The sequence below is a fragment of the Micromonospora sp. NBS 11-29 genome (assembly GCF_002140155.1).
Classification (GTDB): domain Bacteria; phylum Actinomycetota; class Actinomycetes; order Mycobacteriales; family Micromonosporaceae; genus Micromonospora.
Map to the genome: position 1 here is coordinate 354,972 of NZ_NAPR01000012.1, position 15,718 is coordinate 370,689.

At 72.1% G+C, this 15,718-nt stretch carries 12 protein-coding genes and 1 pseudogene; 5 read left to right on the top strand and 8 right to left on the bottom strand.

Annotation, left to right across the window (positions count from 1 at the left end; genetic code table 11):
• The 3 genes and pseudogenes from B1205_RS16085 to B1205_RS16095 form a co-directional block, all read left to right on the top strand.
• Positions 1-933 (top strand): annotated as a pseudogene (locus tag B1205_RS16085) (ABC transporter substrate-binding protein); the annotation flags it as partial.
• A 59-nt stretch (positions 934-992) separates the two neighbouring features.
• The gene (locus B1205_RS16090) at positions 993-1,931 is read left to right on the top strand and encodes a carbohydrate ABC transporter permease (protein ID WP_089156350.1); all 939 of its coding nucleotides are present in this window, start codon (positions 993-995) and stop codon (positions 1,929-1,931) included.
• 1 nt (position 1,932) lies between these two features.
• On the top strand, positions 1,933-2,808 hold the full coding sequence (locus tag B1205_RS16095) for a carbohydrate ABC transporter permease (RefSeq protein ID WP_089156351.1): 876 nt from the start codon (positions 1,933-1,935) through the stop codon (positions 2,806-2,808).
• On the opposite strand, the gene B1205_RS33010 is transcribed toward B1205_RS16095, so the two are convergent.
• The gene (locus tag B1205_RS33010; RefSeq protein WP_369597292.1) at positions 2,786-3,226 is read right to left on the bottom strand and encodes a hypothetical protein; all 441 of its coding nucleotides are present in this window, start codon (positions 3,224-3,226) and stop codon (positions 2,786-2,788) included. The genes B1205_RS16095 and B1205_RS33010 overlap by 23 nt on opposite strands.
• 59 nt (positions 3,227-3,285) lie before the next feature.
• On the opposite strand from B1205_RS33010, the gene yicI reads away from it, so the two are divergent.
• Both yicI and B1205_RS16105 read left to right on the top strand, forming a co-directional pair.
• A complete protein-coding gene (gene yicI, locus B1205_RS16100; protein WP_369597293.1) occupies positions 3,286-5,013 on the top strand; it encodes an alpha-xylosidase in 1,728 nt (575 codons plus the stop codon).
• Complete coding sequence (locus tag B1205_RS16105) at positions 5,010-6,410, top strand: GH1 family beta-glucosidase (protein ID WP_089156352.1); 1,401 nt, start codon at positions 5,010-5,012, stop codon at positions 6,408-6,410. Before yicI ends, B1205_RS16105 begins: the two co-directional genes overlap by 4 nt.
• Positions 6,411-6,753: 343 nt before the next feature.
• On the opposite strand, the gene B1205_RS16110 is transcribed toward B1205_RS16105, so the two are convergent.
• The 7 genes from B1205_RS16110 to pelF all read right to left on the bottom strand — a co-directional run bounded on the left by B1205_RS16110 (position 6,754) and on the right by pelF (position 15,684).
• Positions 6,754-7,446: a hypothetical protein gene (locus tag B1205_RS16110; protein ID WP_089156409.1), complete on the bottom strand. Its 693-nt coding sequence runs from the start codon at positions 7,444-7,446 to the stop codon at positions 6,754-6,756.
• Positions 7,443-8,411, bottom strand: a complete 969-nt coding sequence (locus B1205_RS16115; protein WP_089156353.1) for an NAD-dependent epimerase/dehydratase family protein — start codon at positions 8,409-8,411, stop codon at positions 7,443-7,445. Before B1205_RS16115 ends, B1205_RS16110 begins: the two co-directional genes overlap by 4 nt.
• Positions 8,408-9,751 carry a nucleotide sugar dehydrogenase gene (locus B1205_RS16120; protein WP_089156354.1) on the bottom strand — a complete coding sequence of 448 codons (1,344 nt, stop codon included), beginning with the start codon at positions 9,749-9,751 and terminating at the stop codon, positions 8,408-8,410. The genes B1205_RS16115 and B1205_RS16120 overlap by 4 nt, the downstream gene beginning before the upstream one ends.
• Positions 9,706-10,611, bottom strand: coding sequence for an endo alpha-1,4 polygalactosaminidase (locus B1205_RS16125; RefSeq protein WP_089156410.1), 906 nt, complete (start codon positions 10,609-10,611; stop codon positions 9,706-9,708). Before B1205_RS16125 ends, B1205_RS16120 begins: the two co-directional genes overlap by 46 nt.
• 170 nt (positions 10,612-10,781) lie before the next feature.
• On the bottom strand, positions 10,782-11,684 hold the full coding sequence (locus B1205_RS16130; RefSeq protein WP_089156355.1) for an NAD-dependent epimerase/dehydratase family protein: 903 nt from the start codon (positions 11,682-11,684) through the stop codon (positions 10,782-10,784).
• Complete coding sequence (locus B1205_RS16135; protein ID WP_441338502.1) at positions 11,681-12,412, bottom strand: sugar phosphate nucleotidyltransferase; 732 nt, start codon at positions 12,410-12,412, stop codon at positions 11,681-11,683. Before B1205_RS16135 ends, B1205_RS16130 begins: the two co-directional genes overlap by 4 nt.
• Positions 12,413-13,977: 1,565 nt before the next feature.
• The gene (pelF, locus tag B1205_RS16145) at positions 13,978-15,684 is read right to left on the bottom strand and encodes a GT4 family glycosyltransferase PelF (protein WP_089156358.1); all 1,707 of its coding nucleotides are present in this window, start codon (positions 15,682-15,684) and stop codon (positions 13,978-13,980) included.
• Positions 15,685-15,718: the final 34 nt, after the last annotated feature.

A 15,718-nucleotide genomic window follows, 5' to 3' on the forward strand; every position in this document is an offset into this window, starting at 1 on the left:
CGCGGGTGGGCCGACAAGCTCAGCCCCAGCCTCCAGACCACCGCCCGCTACAGCGACAAGGGCGTGATGGGCTCGGGCAACTGGTTCGGCGTGCCGAACTACGGCGAGTACGTCACGGTCTACTACAACAAGGACCTGTTCGACCGCAACGGCGTCAAGGTGCCCACCACCATGGCGGAGATGACCGCCGCGATGGACACCTTCGTCGGCAAGAAGATCACCCCGCTGGGCATGGCCGGCGCCGAATATCCGGCCGGGCAGCTCTTCTACCAGCTGGCCCTGTCGAAGGCCGACCGGCAGTTCGTCGACAACTACCAGCTCTACAAGAACCCCGTCGACTTCACGGCCGACCCGCTGAAGTACGGCGCGGACACCTTCGCCGACTGGGTGCGGAAGGGCTACGTGGCCAAGGACTCGGCGAGCCTCAAGGCCGAGGACATGGGCACGGCGTTCATCTCCGGCAAGACGCCGATGATCGTCTCGGGTAGCTGGTGGTACGGCCGCTTCAAGGCCGAGATGAAGGCCAACTGGGACACCTTCCTGTTCCCCGGCAACACCCTGAACGCCGGCTCCTCCGGCAACATCTGGGTCGTCCCGACGAACAGCAAGGCCAAGAGCCTGGCGTACGACTTCATCGACATCACCCTGCGCCCGGAGATCCAGGACCTGATCGGCAACAACGGTGGCGTCCCGGTCGCCGGCGACCCCGCCAAGATCAGCGACGCGAAGGACCGCAAGCTGATCGAAGACTTCAACACGGTCAGCAAGCAGGACGGGCTGGCCTTCTACCCGGACTGGCCGGTGCCCGGCTACTACGACGTGCTGGTCGGCGGGTTCCAGGGCCTGATCAACGGGTCCAAGTCGCCCGACCAGGTGCTCGACACGATCGCCAAGCCGTACGCCGACGGCGTCAAGGAGATCACCGGCAAGTGACACGGCATGTGGGCGGGCGCGTCCGGCGTGCCCGCCCACCCCGCCGGGAGGGATCTTCCATGACCGTCTCCACCCCCGCTCCCCCGTCCCGCCGCCGCCGCCCGCGTGGCCGCGACGCGGCGTACTGGCTCTACCTGCTCCCCGGCGCGACGCTGTTCGTCCTGGTCATCGGCGCGCCGCTGGTCGGCACCGGCTACCTGTCGCTGACCCGGTGGTCCGGCGTCGGTGACCCCACCTTCGTCGGGTTGGACAACTACCAGCGGTTGCTGCACGACGAGGTGTTCTGGGCGTCGTTCCGCAACACCGTCGCGATGATCGTCGCGATGGTGGTGGTGCCGACCCTGCTCGGCCTGCTGCTCGCCTCGGTGCTCTTCGACGTCATCGGGCGTCGGTTCAAGCCGCGCACGGCGGCGGCGCTTCGGGCCGCGTTCTACCTGCCGCAGGTGCTGCCCGTGGTGGTCGCCGGCATCGTCTGGGGCTGGATCCTGCGCCCCGACGGCGCGTTCAACAGCCTGCTCGACGCGGTCGGTCTCGGGGCGCTGCGCCACGACTGGCTGGGCGACCCGGACACCGCGCTGCCGGCGGTGATGGCGGTGATGATCTGGGTGCAGATCGGCTACCCGGTGGTCGTGTTCATGGCGGCGTTGCAGCGGGTCGACCCGGAGCTGTACGAGGCGGCCGAGGTCGACGGGGCGAACTGGCTGCGCCGGTTCCGGGCGATCACGCTGCCGCAGATCCGACCGGAGACCTTCGTGGTGGCGCTGACCTGCACCATCGCCGCGCTGAAGGTGTTCGGGCCGATCTTCGCGCTGACCCGGGGCGGCCCGGAGAACGCCACCAACGTGCCGTCCTACTTCGCGTACTACACGTTCTTCAAGAAGCTCCAGGTCGGGTACGGCTCCGCGATCTCCACCGTGCTCACCATGATCATCGTGGTGGTGGCCGTGGTCTTCATCGTGGTGCAGGCCCGCAGCGAGCGCCGGGACCGGGGGATCTGACATGGCCATCACGATCACCGAGGCCCCGGTGCGCCGGCCGGTGCGCGACCGGCACCACCGTGGCGTCAGCCGCTGGGTGGTCCTCACGCTGGTCACCGCCGGCGCGCTGGTCATGCTGGTGCCGTTCGCGTTCATGCTGCTCAACGCGTTCAAGTCGCCCGGTGACTATTCGTCGAGCGGCCCACTGAGCTGGCCGACGGAGTTCTACACCACGGGTCTGCGGACCTACTGGTCCACGGTCGACTTCCCGCTCAAGCTGTGGAACTCGGCGCTCATCGCCGGGTCCGTGGCGGTGCTCGGCGTCGTCGTGTCGCTGCTCAACGCGTACGCCCTGGGTATCGGCCGGGTCCGTGGCCGGCTCTGGATCGTCGGGGTGTTCCTGCTGGCCAACATGCTGCCGCAGGAGGCGTTGATCTACCCGCTTTACTACGTCGCCAAGGAGATCGGCCTCTACAACACCCGACTGTCGGTGATCATCATCTTCACCGTCATCCAGAGCGCGTTCGGCACCTACCTGCTCGCCTCGGTGCTGGGCACGTTCCCGCGCTCGCTGCTGGAGGCCGCGGCGCTCGACGGCGCCGGCAAGTGGACCGTGCTGTGGCGGGTGGTCTTCCCCAACCTGCGGCCCACCCTCGCCGTCCTGCTCATCTTCTTCTTCATCTGGACCTGGAACGAGTTCCTCATCCCGCTGGTCATGCTGATCGACAACCAGACGCAGACCATCCCGGTCGCGCTCGCCTCCTTGCAGGGCGACCGCCTGATGGACGCCCCGACGACAAACGCCGGCGCGTTGATCAGCCTGGTGCCGGCCATCCTCTTCTTCCTCATCTTCCAGCGCACTCTGGCGCGCGGCATCACGGCAGGAGCCGAGAAGTGAAGTTCACCGACGGATACTGGCAACTGCGCCCGGGGGTCAGCGTGCTGCGCCCCGGCACGGTGGAATCGGTCGAGATGGACGAGCGCGGCTTCACCGTCTTCGCGCCCGCCGGCCAGATCAACGGACGCGGCGACACGCTCAACCGGCCCGTCGTCACCGTCCGCTTCTTCTCCCCCGCGCCCGGCGTCGTCGGGGTGACCATCGGCCACCACAGCGGCGGGCTGCCCCGCGAACCCCACTTCGGGCTGCGCACCGACGACACGCACCCGGTCACCGTCGACATCACCGGCCTCAGCGCGTCGCTGACCACCGGCGAACTGACCGTCCGGGTCGCGCTGGTCGACGGCTGGCGGGTCGAGTTCCGGCACGGCGACCGGCTGATCACGGCGTCCACCGGGCGCAGCGTCGGGATCGTCACCGACGGCGAGGGCCGCCGGTACGTGCACGAACGGCTCGCGCTCGGCGTCGGCNNNNTTCGTGAAGAACGGCCAGACGGTCGACGTGTGGAACGCCGACGGCGGCACCGCCAGCGAGCAGGCGTACAAGAACGTGCCGTTCTATCTCAGCAGCGCCGGCTACGGGGTGTTCGTGGACCACCCGGAGCACGTGTCGTTCGAGATCGGCTCGGAGGTCGTCGCGCAGACCCAGTTCAGCGTCGAGGGCCAGTCACTGACCTACCACGTCGTCGACGGGCCCACCCCCAAGGACGTGCTGCGCCGCTACACGGCGCTGACCGGTCGACCGGCCCGGGTGCCCGCCTGGTCGTACGGGCTGTGGCTGTCCACGTCGTTCACCACCTCGTACGACGAGAAGACGGTGACCGAGTTCGTCGACGGGATGGCCGAGCGGGACCTGCCGCTGTCGGTGTTCCACTTCGACTGCTTCTGGATGCGCCAGTTCCACTGGGTCGACTTCGTGTGGGACCCGGCGACCTTCCCCGACCCGGAGGGCATGCTGCGGCGGCTGCACGAGCGGGGCCTGAAGGTGTGCGTGTGGATCAACCCGTACATCGCGCAGCGCTCGTACCTGTTCGAGGAGGGCCGTCGGGCCGGCTACCTGGTGCGCAACCCGGACGGCTCGGTGTGGCAGTGGGACAAGTGGCAGGCCGGCATGGCGCTTGTCGACTTCACCAACCCGGACGCGGTGGCCTGGTTCACCGGCAAGCTCAAGGCGCTGCTGGACATGGGCGTCGACTGCTTCAAGACCGACTTCGGCGAGCGCATCCCGACCGACGTGGTGTGGCACGACGGGTCGGACCCGCAGCGCATGCACAACTACTACGCCCACCTCTACAACAAGGCGGTCTTCGAGCTGCTGGAGACCGAGCGCGGCGAGGGCGAGGCGGTGCTGTTCGCCCGCTCGGCCACCGCCGGCGGCCAGCAGTTCCCGGTGCACTGGGGCGGCGACTGCGAGTCGACGTTCGTCGCGATGGCCGAGTCGCTGCGCGGCGGGCTGTCCCTGGCGTCGTCCGGCTTCGGCTACTGGAGCCACGACATCGGCGGCTTCGAGGGCACCCCCGACCCGGCCGTGTTCAAGCGGTGGATCGCGTTCGGCCTGCTCTCCTCCCACTCGCGGCTGCACGGCTCCGGCTCGTACCGGGTGCCGTGGGCGTACGACGAGGAGGCCGTGGACGTGCTGCGTCACTTCACCCGGCTCAAGCTGCGTCTGATGCCGTACCTGGCGGCGACGGCCGAGGAGGCGCACCGCGACGGCGTCCCGATGATGCGCCCGATGATCGTGGAGTTCCCGGACGACCCGGCCGTGGCGCACCTCGACCGGCAGTACATGCTCGGCCCGGACGTGCTGGTCGCGCCGGTGCTCAGCACCGACGGGCAGGTCACCTTCTACGTCCCCGCCGGCACATGGACGCACCTGCTCACCGGCGCGCAGCTCACCGGTCCGGCGTGGGTGACCGAGAAACACGGGTACGACAGCCTGCCGGTGCTCGCCCGGCCCGGCGCGGTCATCGGGTTCGGGGCCCGCTCCGACCGGCCCGACTACGACTGGGCCGACGGGGTGGAACTGCGGCTCCACGCCCCGGCGGAGGGGCAACGGCAACGGGTACGGATCCCGGCGCCCGGCGGCGGGCCGGGCGCGGAGTTCGAGGTGAGTTTCCGCGCCGGGGTGGCCACCGCCGAACTGGTGGCGGGCGAGTCGTCGGCGTACCACTGCGTGGTGGCCGGCACGGAGGGGGCGGGACGATGACGACACGGAACTTCCCGGAGAGCTTCGTCTGGGGCTCGGCCACGGCCGCGTACCAGATCGAGGGCGCGGCCGCCGAGGACGGCCGCGGCCGGTCCATCTGGGACACCTACAGCCACACCCCCGGGCGTACGGTGAACGGCGACACCGGGGACGTGGCCGCCGACCACTACCACCGGTGGCCGCAGGACCTCGACCACATCGCCGAGCTGGGCCTCGGCGCGTACCGTTTCTCGATCTCCTGGCCCCGGGTGCAGCCGGGCGGTTCCGGGCGGTTCAACGCCGCCGGCCTGGACTTCTACTCGCGGCTGGTCGACGGCCTGCTGGAGCGCGGCGTGCGACCGGTCGCGACCATGTACCACTGGGACCTGCCGCAGGAGCTGGAGGACGCCGGCGGGTGGCCGGCGCGGGAGACGGCGCTGCGCTTCGAGGAGTACGCGTCGGGGATCGTCACGGCGCTCGGCGACCGGGTGCACACCTGGACCACGCTCAACGAGCCGTGGTGCTCGGCGTACCTGGGATACGCCTCCGGCGTGCACGCCCCCGGCCGGACCGAACCGGCCGCCGCGCTGGCGGCGGTGCACCACCTCAACCTGGCGCACGGCCTGGCCGGGCGGGTGGTCCGGGAGCTGGCGCCCAGCGCCGAGCTGTCGGTGACGTTGAACCTGCACGTCGTGCGGGGCGCGTCCGACTCCGCCGCCGACGCCGACGCGGTCCGGCGCATCGACGCGCTGGCCAACCGGGCGTTCCTCGGCCCGATGCTCGACGGGGAATATCCGGCCGACCTGCTGGCCGACACCGCCCCCGTCACCGACTGGTCGTTCGTGCGCTCCGGTGACGAGAAGCTGATCGCGGTGCCGTTGGACGTGCTCGGGGTCAACTACTACGCCAGCACCCTGGTCCGCGCCTGGGACGGACACTCGGCCCGCTCCGACGCCGACGGGCACGGCGCCTCCGCGCACTCACCGTGGGTGGGCGCCGACGACGTCGACTTCCTGCCGCAGCCCGGCCCGCACACGGCGATGGGGTGGAACATCGACCCGCCGGCCCTGACCGAGCTGCTGCTGCGGCTGCGACTCGACTACCCGGGTCAGCCGTTGATGATCACCGAGAACGGCGCGGCGTTCGACGACGTGGTCTCGGCCGACGGACGGATCCACGACGACCGGCGGATCGACTACCTGCGCCGGCACATCGGCGCGATGGCCGACGCCCGCGCGCGGGGCGCGGACGTCCGGGGCTATTTCGTCTGGTCGCTGCTGGACAACTTCGAGTGGGGCTACGGCTACGACCGCCGATTCGGCATCATCCGCGTCGACTACGACACCCAGGAGCGCACCTGGAAGGACAGCGCCCACTGGTACCGCCACCTCGCCACCACCGGCCGCCTCGACGAGTAGGCGACGTCGGGTCTCACCGCGACGATCAGCGAGACCGCACGGCGGTCCCGAGGCGTGCCCGGGGCAGGTGACCGGGGTGCCCGGCGCGGCAGGTGGTCGGCGGCCCCGGCGGCGTGGGAGGAGGGCGGGCAGCCAGTTCAGGCTCGGCGGGTCGTCGGTGTCGCCACGGACGACGCGCACGTCCGCCCCGGTCAGCGCGTTGCCGGGAGCGCCGCGCACGAGGGCGCGCGCCCGCACGCCACGGTCCAGCAGCGCACAGCGACGTCGGCGGCCTGCGCGCGGGAACGACCGCCGCGGAGGCGACCGACTGCCGTGGCGGGCCGGGCNCGGCCCGGCGACTTCGTCAGGTACGGGACAGGGCGCGGTCGCTGACGAAGGACTGGAGGCCGAACTGGCAGGCCCGCCGCACGGCGAAGTCGGTCAGCCCCGGGGTGTCGGCGTAGTCCAGGGTGTAGAGGTCCAGCTCCAGTTGGAGCAGTTGCTCGGCGATCTGGGCGTGGAACTCCAGCACGTCGGGCGGCCACGGGGCATAGCCGTGCTCGGTCCACCGGGCGGAGAACGACTCGAACACGATGCCGTCGACGATCTCGGCCAGCCGGGGCAGCATGCCGAAACCCCGGTTGGCCAGCAGGTACGTCGGTTGGGCCTCCTCCCGTACGGCGGCGACCAGGGTGAGCAGGTGCGGCACGTCCTCGGGGTGGGTCAGCTCCACGTTGAGCGTGTCCAGGAAGAGCCCCGCGAAGCCCTGGCCGATCGCCGCCTTGGCCGCCCCGATCACGTGCGCCACCCAGAGCGGGTGACCGACCTGGACGAACGCGCCACCCCAGTCCGGGTTGCGATCCTGGCGTTGCCAGGGCGCGGGCGGCCCCTGGTCCTCCGACAGCGACAGGTAGCCGAGGGTCTGCACGCCCTGCGCCGCGAGGTACCGCAGCTCGGCGGGCTGGTAGAACTCCGGCTGGAGCACCACCCGCAGGTAGCCGGTGAGGTCGGCCAGCCGCCCGTCACCGTAGTAGAAGCAGATGGGGCGTCGGCTCATCGGCGCCACCCGTGCTCGCGGTACCAGGCGAAGGTGGTCCGGACGCCCTCCTCCAGGCTGACGGTCGGCTCGTAGCCGGTCAGCTCGCGCAGCCGGGACAGGTCCGGGCAGCGACGGGCCACCGAGCCGGCCGGCGCGCTCCTCGCCTCGATCGCGGGGCTCACCCCGGCCACCCGCAGCACCAGCTTGGCGAGGTCGCCGATGTTGGTCTCCTCGCGGTCGTTGCCGATGTGCACGATCTGGCCGTCGGCGGCCGGCGTGGCCATCAGCCGCAGCATCGCCTCGACCGCGTCGTGGACGTGGCAGAACGCCCGGTACTGGTCGGCGCCGGGGACCGGAAACGGGTCGACGCCCCGCACCGCGCGCAGCGACATCTCCGGGATGACGTGGTCCGCGCCCATCCGGGGGCCGTACACGTTGTGGAAGCGGCCGACCACGGTCTCGAAGCCCCGGGCGCGGGCGGTGTGCAGGAACGCGGCCTCGCCGAGGAGCTTGCTGACCGCGTACGCGAACCGGGGCGCCGCGACGTCGGAGATCATCGTCGGCACGGTCTCGTCGGTGGGCACCGGCACCACCCCGGCGGTCACTCCCCCGGCGTACACCTCGCTGGTGGAGGCGAAGAAGACCCGCTCGCCGGGTGCCACCCAGTCGAGCAGGTGCAGCGCGGTGAGGGTGTTGACCCGGACCACCCGGGCCGGGTCCTGTTCCACGTTGCGCACCCCGACGACGGCGGCGAGCAGGTAGATCTGGTCCCAGCCCCGGGGCAGGGCGGCCCAGGCCGCCGCGTCGGTGAGGTCGGCGGAGACCACCCGCACCGCCGGGTCGCCCCGCAGCCGGTCGAGGTCGGCGTCGTCCCGGCCGCGGGAGAAGTCGTCCACGATGGTCACCCGGTGGCCGTCGGCGACCAGTCGGCGGGCGAGGTGCAGGCCGATGAAGCCGGCCCCGCCGAGCAGCAGCGCCCTCACGCCGGCACCTCCGCCGCGACCGGGGCCGTCGAGCCGGCGGCCGGGGCCGGCGGCAGGTAGCCGAGCCCGGCGTAGCGGATTCCGGCGGCGGTGACCGCCTCGGCGTCGAGCACCCGCCACGAGTCGTAGATGAACGCCGGCCGGTCCGCGCCGAGCAGGTCGGGGACATGGATCGCCCGGTAGTCCGGATGGTCATTGATGATCAGGACGGCGTCGGCGTCGGTGAACGCCTTGTCCAGACCGACCGGCTCACCGCCGTACTGCCGAATCACGTCATCGGTGACCATCGGGTCGTGGCCGAGGACGGCGACGCCGGCCGCGGAGAAGACCCGCATCATGGTGGCGATCGGGGTGCCGCGCATGTCGTCGGTGGGCGGCCAGCCCTTGTACGCCCAGCCGAGCACCGCCAGGCGGGTGCCGTGGCTGCGGCCCCGCGCCTCGGCCAACATCCGGACCACCGTCTCCCCGACGTGGATCGGCAGGTACTCGTTGAGCTGGCGGGCCTTGCCGACCAGGAACGGCGCCCGGTCGCCGGCACTGTCGATCATGATGTACGGGTCCTTGGAGAGGCAGCCGCCGCCGACGTACCCGGGCTTGGCGAGATCCGGACGGGGATAGTCGAGGTTCGCCGCCCGGATCACCTCCAGCGGATCGAGGCCGTGCCGCTCGGAGATCAACGCGATCTCGTTGCCGAACGAGTAGATCAGGTCGGTGTGGCAGTTGTTGGAGAGCTTCACCAGCTCGGCGGTCTCCAGCCCGCTGACCGGGACGATGGTCTGCGCCAGACCGCCGAAGAACTCGATCCCGGCGGCCAGGCTGCGGGCGTCCAGGCCGCCGACCACCTGCGGCAGCTCGACCAGCTCACGCAGCGCTTGGCCCTGGATGGTCCGCTCCGGCGCCATCACCAGCCGGACCTCGTCGCCCCAGGCGGCCCGCAGCTCCGGCAGCACCACCCGCCGGCTCGCCCCGACCGGGACCGTGCTCCGGACCACCACCAGCGTGTCCGGGCGGCAGGTGGCCGCGACCGCCCGGGCGGCGGCGGCCAGGTTCGCCAGGTTCGGCCGGTGGGTGATGTTGTCCACCGGCGTCGACACGCTGATCACCGCCACGTCGACGGTGTCCCGGGGCAGCTCGGTGGCGACGTGCACGTCCCGTCCGACCCGCTCGGCGAGGACCTGCTCGACGCCGGGCTCGAAGATGTGCGGACGCCCCCGGGACAGCGACTCCAGCACCGCCGGCGACACGTCCGCGCCGTACACCGTGAAGCCCTTTTCGGCGAGCGCCACGGTGAGCGTCAGGCCCACGTAGCCCAGGCCGACGACTCCGACCTTTGTACGCATCCGTCTGGTCCTTTCGATTGAGGGGTGGCACCGGCTCGTCGCGGGCGGCCCTGCCGGACGCGNGCGGTGAGCCGGTCGAGCGCCAGGACGGTGACCGTGCCGGCGAACCGTTCCGCGCGGTAGTGGCGGCAGGCCGCCCGCACGTGGTCGGCCCGCTCGGCGTAGTCGACGGCGAGCACGAACTTGCCCGCGTCGCGCAGCGCGCGGGTGTGTGCCAGGTTCTCCGCGCACCAGTCCCGAGCGCACCGGACGTCCGTGGCGAGGTAGAAGAGTTCCTCCATCCCGATGCCGTCGACGGCGGCGAGGTAGCCGCGCTGGGCGCGCAGCTCGGGGGAGTTCTGCGGGACGATCAGGAAACTGGGCCGCCGGGCCTTGGCGTACCGGCTGATCCGCTCGATCAGGGCGGCCATGTCGGCGGCGAGCCGCTGCCGGTCGCGGCCCTGGGCGTAGCGCGGCGAGATCTCCTCGTACGCCAACGGCGTGTCCAGGTAGACCCCGTCGAAGCCGGCGCGCAGCGCCTGGTCCACCCGGGGCCGCACCACCCGGTTCCACCAGCGGGAGTCCCAGTACCGGACGAAGTACTCGCCGGGCCAGGACGCCCACTCGTTCGCGAGCAGGTCCGGCGCGCCGCGACGGACCACCGGGTACTCCGGGCGGAAGTTCTCCAGGCTGCCGATCTCGAAGTACGCCAGCACCCGCTTGCCGCTGCGCCGCAGCGCGCCGATCTCGGCGGCGGTGAACCAGTCGGTGTGCGCGTCCCGGGCCAGGTCGACGACGGCGAGCTGATACGGACCCCGGGCGATCGCGTCGAGCCGCCCACCGGGATAGTTCTGGAGCTGGTACGCGACGCTGGTGATCATCCCGACCTCCGGTGGCGCGGTGCCGCTGCCGGCCGCGGGTGACGTCGGCGGTCGGCTCTCCGACCCGGAGGCGACCACCGCGCCCGCCGTCGCCGTCAGCACGGCCAGTCCGGCGCGGGCGGCCACCGACCACCCGCGCCGGCGAACTCCACTGTGCGCGGCACTCCGGTTCAACGTTTCTCCTCGGCGTCCACGATGTCCCTGATCGACGTCGCCAGGTCGCGTGCCGGTGTCCAGCCGAGTTCCCGAGCCGCCCGGCTGACGTCGGCCCGGATCCAGCCGACCGTGGCCGAGCGCTGCGGACCCGCGCCGACCTCGCGGATCCGTCCGCGATAGCCGGCCGTGGTGGCCAGCAGCTCGACGGCCTCACGCGCGGTGACCGCCCGACCACTGCCCACATTGAATACCCGATACCGCAGTTCAGGCGTGAGCAACACGGCCACCACCAGCGCGGCGGCATCCCGCACGTCGACGAAGTCCCGGTACGCCGAGAGCGGCCCCAGGGTGACCTCGGCGTCGCCGTCGGCCAGTGCGGCGCGGATCCGCGCCGCCGCCCGGCCGAGCAGGTTTTCCTCGGACATGCCGGGGCCGATCGGATTGAAGATCCGCAGGGACGCCGCGTCGGCCTGGCCGGACTCCCCGGCGAGCTGGAACAACCGGGTCCCGGCCAGGTGGCTGACCCCGTACCCGCCCACCGGCCGCGTCGGATCCTCCTCGGTGACCGAGACGCCGTCGGGCACCTCGCCGTACTCGCCGGCCGAGCCGAGCCGGACCAGGCGGGCCCGCGGCGTCGCCGTGCCGACCGCGTCGAGCAGTTTCGCCGCGACGAGCGTGTTCGCCGTGACCAGGTGCGTGGCTGGGCCGGTGAGCGCGCCCACGCAGTTGACCACCGCGTCCGGGTCGGTCGCCCGCAGGAGCGCCGCCAGTCCGTCCGGTTCACCGTGCAGCAGGTCGTAGTCCGCCCGGCCCGGACAGACCACCTCGCCGATCCGGGGCTCCGACTCGAGGGCGGCACGCACGTGCCCGCCGATGAAGCCGGACGCCCCGAACAGCAGCACCCGTGCCCGGCTCACGCGGCACCGGCCCGATCGCCGACGGTCGGGTCGGGTCCCAGCTCGGTCGGCAGCCGGGCCGCCGGCAGCAGGATCGGTTTGAGCTGGGCGAAGGACCGGTTCGCCTCGTCGTAGTCCTCCGGCCGGCCGATGTCCAGCCAGAACCCGTCGAACGGGTACGTCACCGGGGACTGACCGGCCGCCAGCAGGTCCAGTACCAGCTGGTCGAAGCCGAAGGAGAGCCCCGGCGGGTACGGCTCGAGCGTCTTGCGGGACATCGCGTACACGCCCATGCTGACCGGGTAGCGCAGCGCCGGCTTCTCCCGGAACCCGACGACCCGTCCGGCGGCCACGTCCAACACCCCGAAGTCGATCTTGTAGACCCGTTCGTAGGTCGCCAGCGTCAGCCCCGCGCCGGCGAGCGTGTGGCTGCGGAGCAGGTTGGCGTAGTCCAGGTCGGTGAGGACGTCGCTGTTCATCACCAGGAAGTCGTCGGGCAGTCGGTCCTTCAGCGCGAAGAGCGGACCGACGGTGGACAGCGGCCGGTCCTCCTCGACGTAGTCGACGCTGAGCCCCCACCGACGGCCGTCGCCGACGAACGCCCGGATCAGGGGGCCCAGATAGTTGATCGCCAGGGTCACCGAGGTGAACCCGCGCGAGGCGAGCTGATCGAGCACGATCTGCAGGATCGAATGGCTGTCGCCGATCGGCATCAGGGGTTTGGGCAGCGTCGTCGTGTACGGCCGCAACCGAACTCCCTTACCGCCGGCAAGAATCACCGCGTGCAACCAGACCTCCCCAAGCTCTCGGGCGAACTATCGGTAGTGCCGGATCTGCCCGATCACCGGAAGCAGACCGAGCGCGAACAACGCCTGGAGCAGCAGGACGCTGCCCAGGTAGAGCGAGGTGTCGGCGAGTGCGGAGCCGTGCTGGCCCAGCAGCGGCGCGACACCGAGCAGCGCCCCCAGGCCGATGTGCGACGCGATCGCCAGCAGCATGGACAGGCACAGCCAGCCGTACCGCCCCCGCCCGGCGAGCAGGAACGCCAGGTAGTAGGCGCCGGCCAGCGCCACATGCGCGGCTGTCATCACCGCCCCGGCGGCCGAGAGCATCCCCGCCTGGGCCAGCCCGAACAGCAGCGCCGCCGCCGGGATGACCGGCACCGCCAGGCAGGCGACGAACTCCCGACCGACGGTCCGCCGGACCCCGGCCACGAACTCGGCCGGCCGGCGGGCCCGACGGGTCAGCGCGACCAGGTCCGCCCAGAGCCGGCCACTGCGCCACTCCACGTACCCCATGGACAGCAGCAGCGGACCCGCGGCCGCCGCGATGTCCAGCCGGGACAGCAGGTACGGCGCCTGCGCGTGAAAGAGCAGGGCCGCCGCGCAGAGCCCGTACCCGCCGACGCCGAGCAGCCCGGTCCGGTCCGCGCCGGTCGTCGCCGCCGAGGGCGGTGCCGCGGCGTGAGCGGCCGGCCGGGTGGCCCACAGGGCCGCGCCGAACGCCGTCAGCACCGAGCCGGCGGCCGCGACCAGGGCCCACCGCTGCGTCGCGCCGCCGAAGAGCAGATAGGCCGCCCCGGAGACGGCGGCCGGGATCATCGCCGCGGCCAGCCACGACTCGCGTCGGTGGAAGATCAGCAGAGTGCTGGCCATCTGGTAGGCCAACTGGAGCAGCACCATCACGGCCAGCGGCAGACCACCGAGCGGCAGCACCGTGGCGCCGAGCGCCGCGCCGAGCAGCAGGCCGGTGAGCGCGGCCGTCCGCAGGACGCGAGCGGCCGCGCCGGGCCGGCCCTGCCCGAGCAGCCGGTACGCCAGGTACGCGGCCACGCCCGAGTAGATCCAGCCGGACGTGCCGGCGATGATCATTCCGAGCACCAGACCCGGGCGTCCGACCGCCGTCAGCACGGCCGGGAACGCGGCGCTCGGCAACAGGTAGAGCGGCCCGTGCAGGACCGGTCGCAGCCCGTCCCACCGGCCACCGGTCGCTTCCGGGGCACCCGCCTCGTCGTCGACCGGCGCGGGGGGGCNACCGGCGAGCATGAACACGTCGCGGTAGCCGTACTCGACCTGCGCGGTCCGGTCGGTGTGCCCGTCGGCCTCCAGGGCGGCGGCGACCTGCAGCCCGTCGACCGCCCGACCCAGTTGGGGCCGCACCCGCTCGACCAGTTCGTCGACCGGGTCGGTGGAGATCCTGGGCAGCAGGACGGTGCGTTCGGATCCGGCGGCCGGGTCGTCGTCGACCGACGGCGGCTCGACGGTCACCGTGCCGCCGGGCCGCCGGTCCCGGTCGGAGGCGTCGCTCATCGAGGTCACCGCGATTCACCTGCCGGCCACTGCGTACCGGCCGGCGGGTCGCCTTCCTCCCGGGGCGCCGGCCACGTCACCGGAACCCCACCCGGCACGGACGCCGCGCCCGACCGGTCGTGCTCCCCGGGCCCTCGCTGCCGGGGCACCCGGACGGGCACCGTCGCCACCCCGGGACGGATCGCGTGGGCCGGCACCCTGACCCGGCCCTGCGCCTGGCCACGCGGCGGCCGGGCCGGCTCGGCGGCCGGCGCCGGCAGGGTCAGCCGTTCGTAGATGTCGCGGTATGCCTGGAGCGAGCGTTGCAGGGTGAACCGCTCCAGCACCCGGTCGCGGGCGACCGCACCGAGGCGAAGCCGCAGCTCCCGATCGCCGAGCAGCCGCACGCAGGCGGCGGCGACCGCGGCGACGTCACGCGGCGCGACGACGATCCCGCTGTCGCCGACCGCCTCGGCGACGCCCCCGACGTTGGTGCACACGGTCGGCCGCCCGCAGGCCATCGCCTCCACCACCGTGTACGGGAAGCCCTCGGAGATGCTGGTCAAGGCGACCAGGCTGCCCGCGTGATAGGCCTCGACCGCGCTCTCCACGCGCCCCTCCAGGGTGGCGTGCCCGGTCAGCCCGAGTTCGTCGATCAGCGCCTCACAGCTGGCGTGGTAGACCTTGTTGGCCGCCGGCGTGCCACCGAAGATGCGCAGCCGGGCGGCCGGCATCTCGGCGCGGACCAGCGCGAACGCCCGGATCAGGGTGTGCAGGTCCTTCAGCGGGTCGACCCGACCCATGAACGAGATCGTCGGCACCTCCGGCTCGCCGGCCGCCGGTGGGAACTCGTCCGGGTCCACCCCGTTGTACATCGTCCACATCCGCTCGGGATCGGCGCCGTTGTGCAGCTGCCACCGCCGGTTGTACGCCGAGTGCGGCGCCAGCGCGTCGGTGATCAGGTATGCCGCGCCGGCCAGTGACCGGAAGAAGCTCAACACGAGCACCCGCACCGGGTGCGGGGCCGTGTCGTGCAGGAAGGAGATGTAGCGCTCGCGCAGGTAGATACCGTGCTCGGAGAGGACCAGCGGGGTGCCGTGGGTCCACGCCGCGGCCATCCCGACGAGCGTGGCGAGCCCGTTCATGGACGAGTGCACGATGTCGGCGCGCACCGGCGGCGCGCTCAACGGACGCAGCATGTGCGAGATGAGCCAGGCGGCCTCCAGCGCGTCGGCGACGGTGAGCGCGGGCCCCGTCTCGTCGACCCGCAGGCTGTGCCAGGCGTCCAGCATCATCCCCAGGGCTCGGTTGGAGAGCAGACCCGCGCTCAGGTCGCCGCCGGCGGCGGCGTACTCGAACATGCCCCGCAGGGCGAGCAGGAAGGTGCTCCGGTTGACCTCGCCCGCCGGGGAGAGCGTCGATTCCAGCGGGGTGACCAGGGCGCGCAGGAACACCTCGTAGGAATCGATGAATCCCGCGCCGGGCCGACCGGCCGGGACGAGCGCCCCCCGCCGGGGGCGGCGGCCGGACGGCCGTCCGCCCCACAGCGGGATCGAGTGCACCCGGTCCAGGTTCGCCGGCCGGTCGAACACCGGTTTCTCGGTGCCGTCCACGGTGAGCCCCACGACCTCCCACCGGAAGTCCGGCATCCCCTTGATGAGCTGCTCGCACCAGATGCTCACGCCGCCCATCGCATAGGGGTAGGTGCCTTCCGAGACCAGGGCGATCCTCACCGAGCCCTCCCGTTCACGGTCGCGTAGCCGGCCG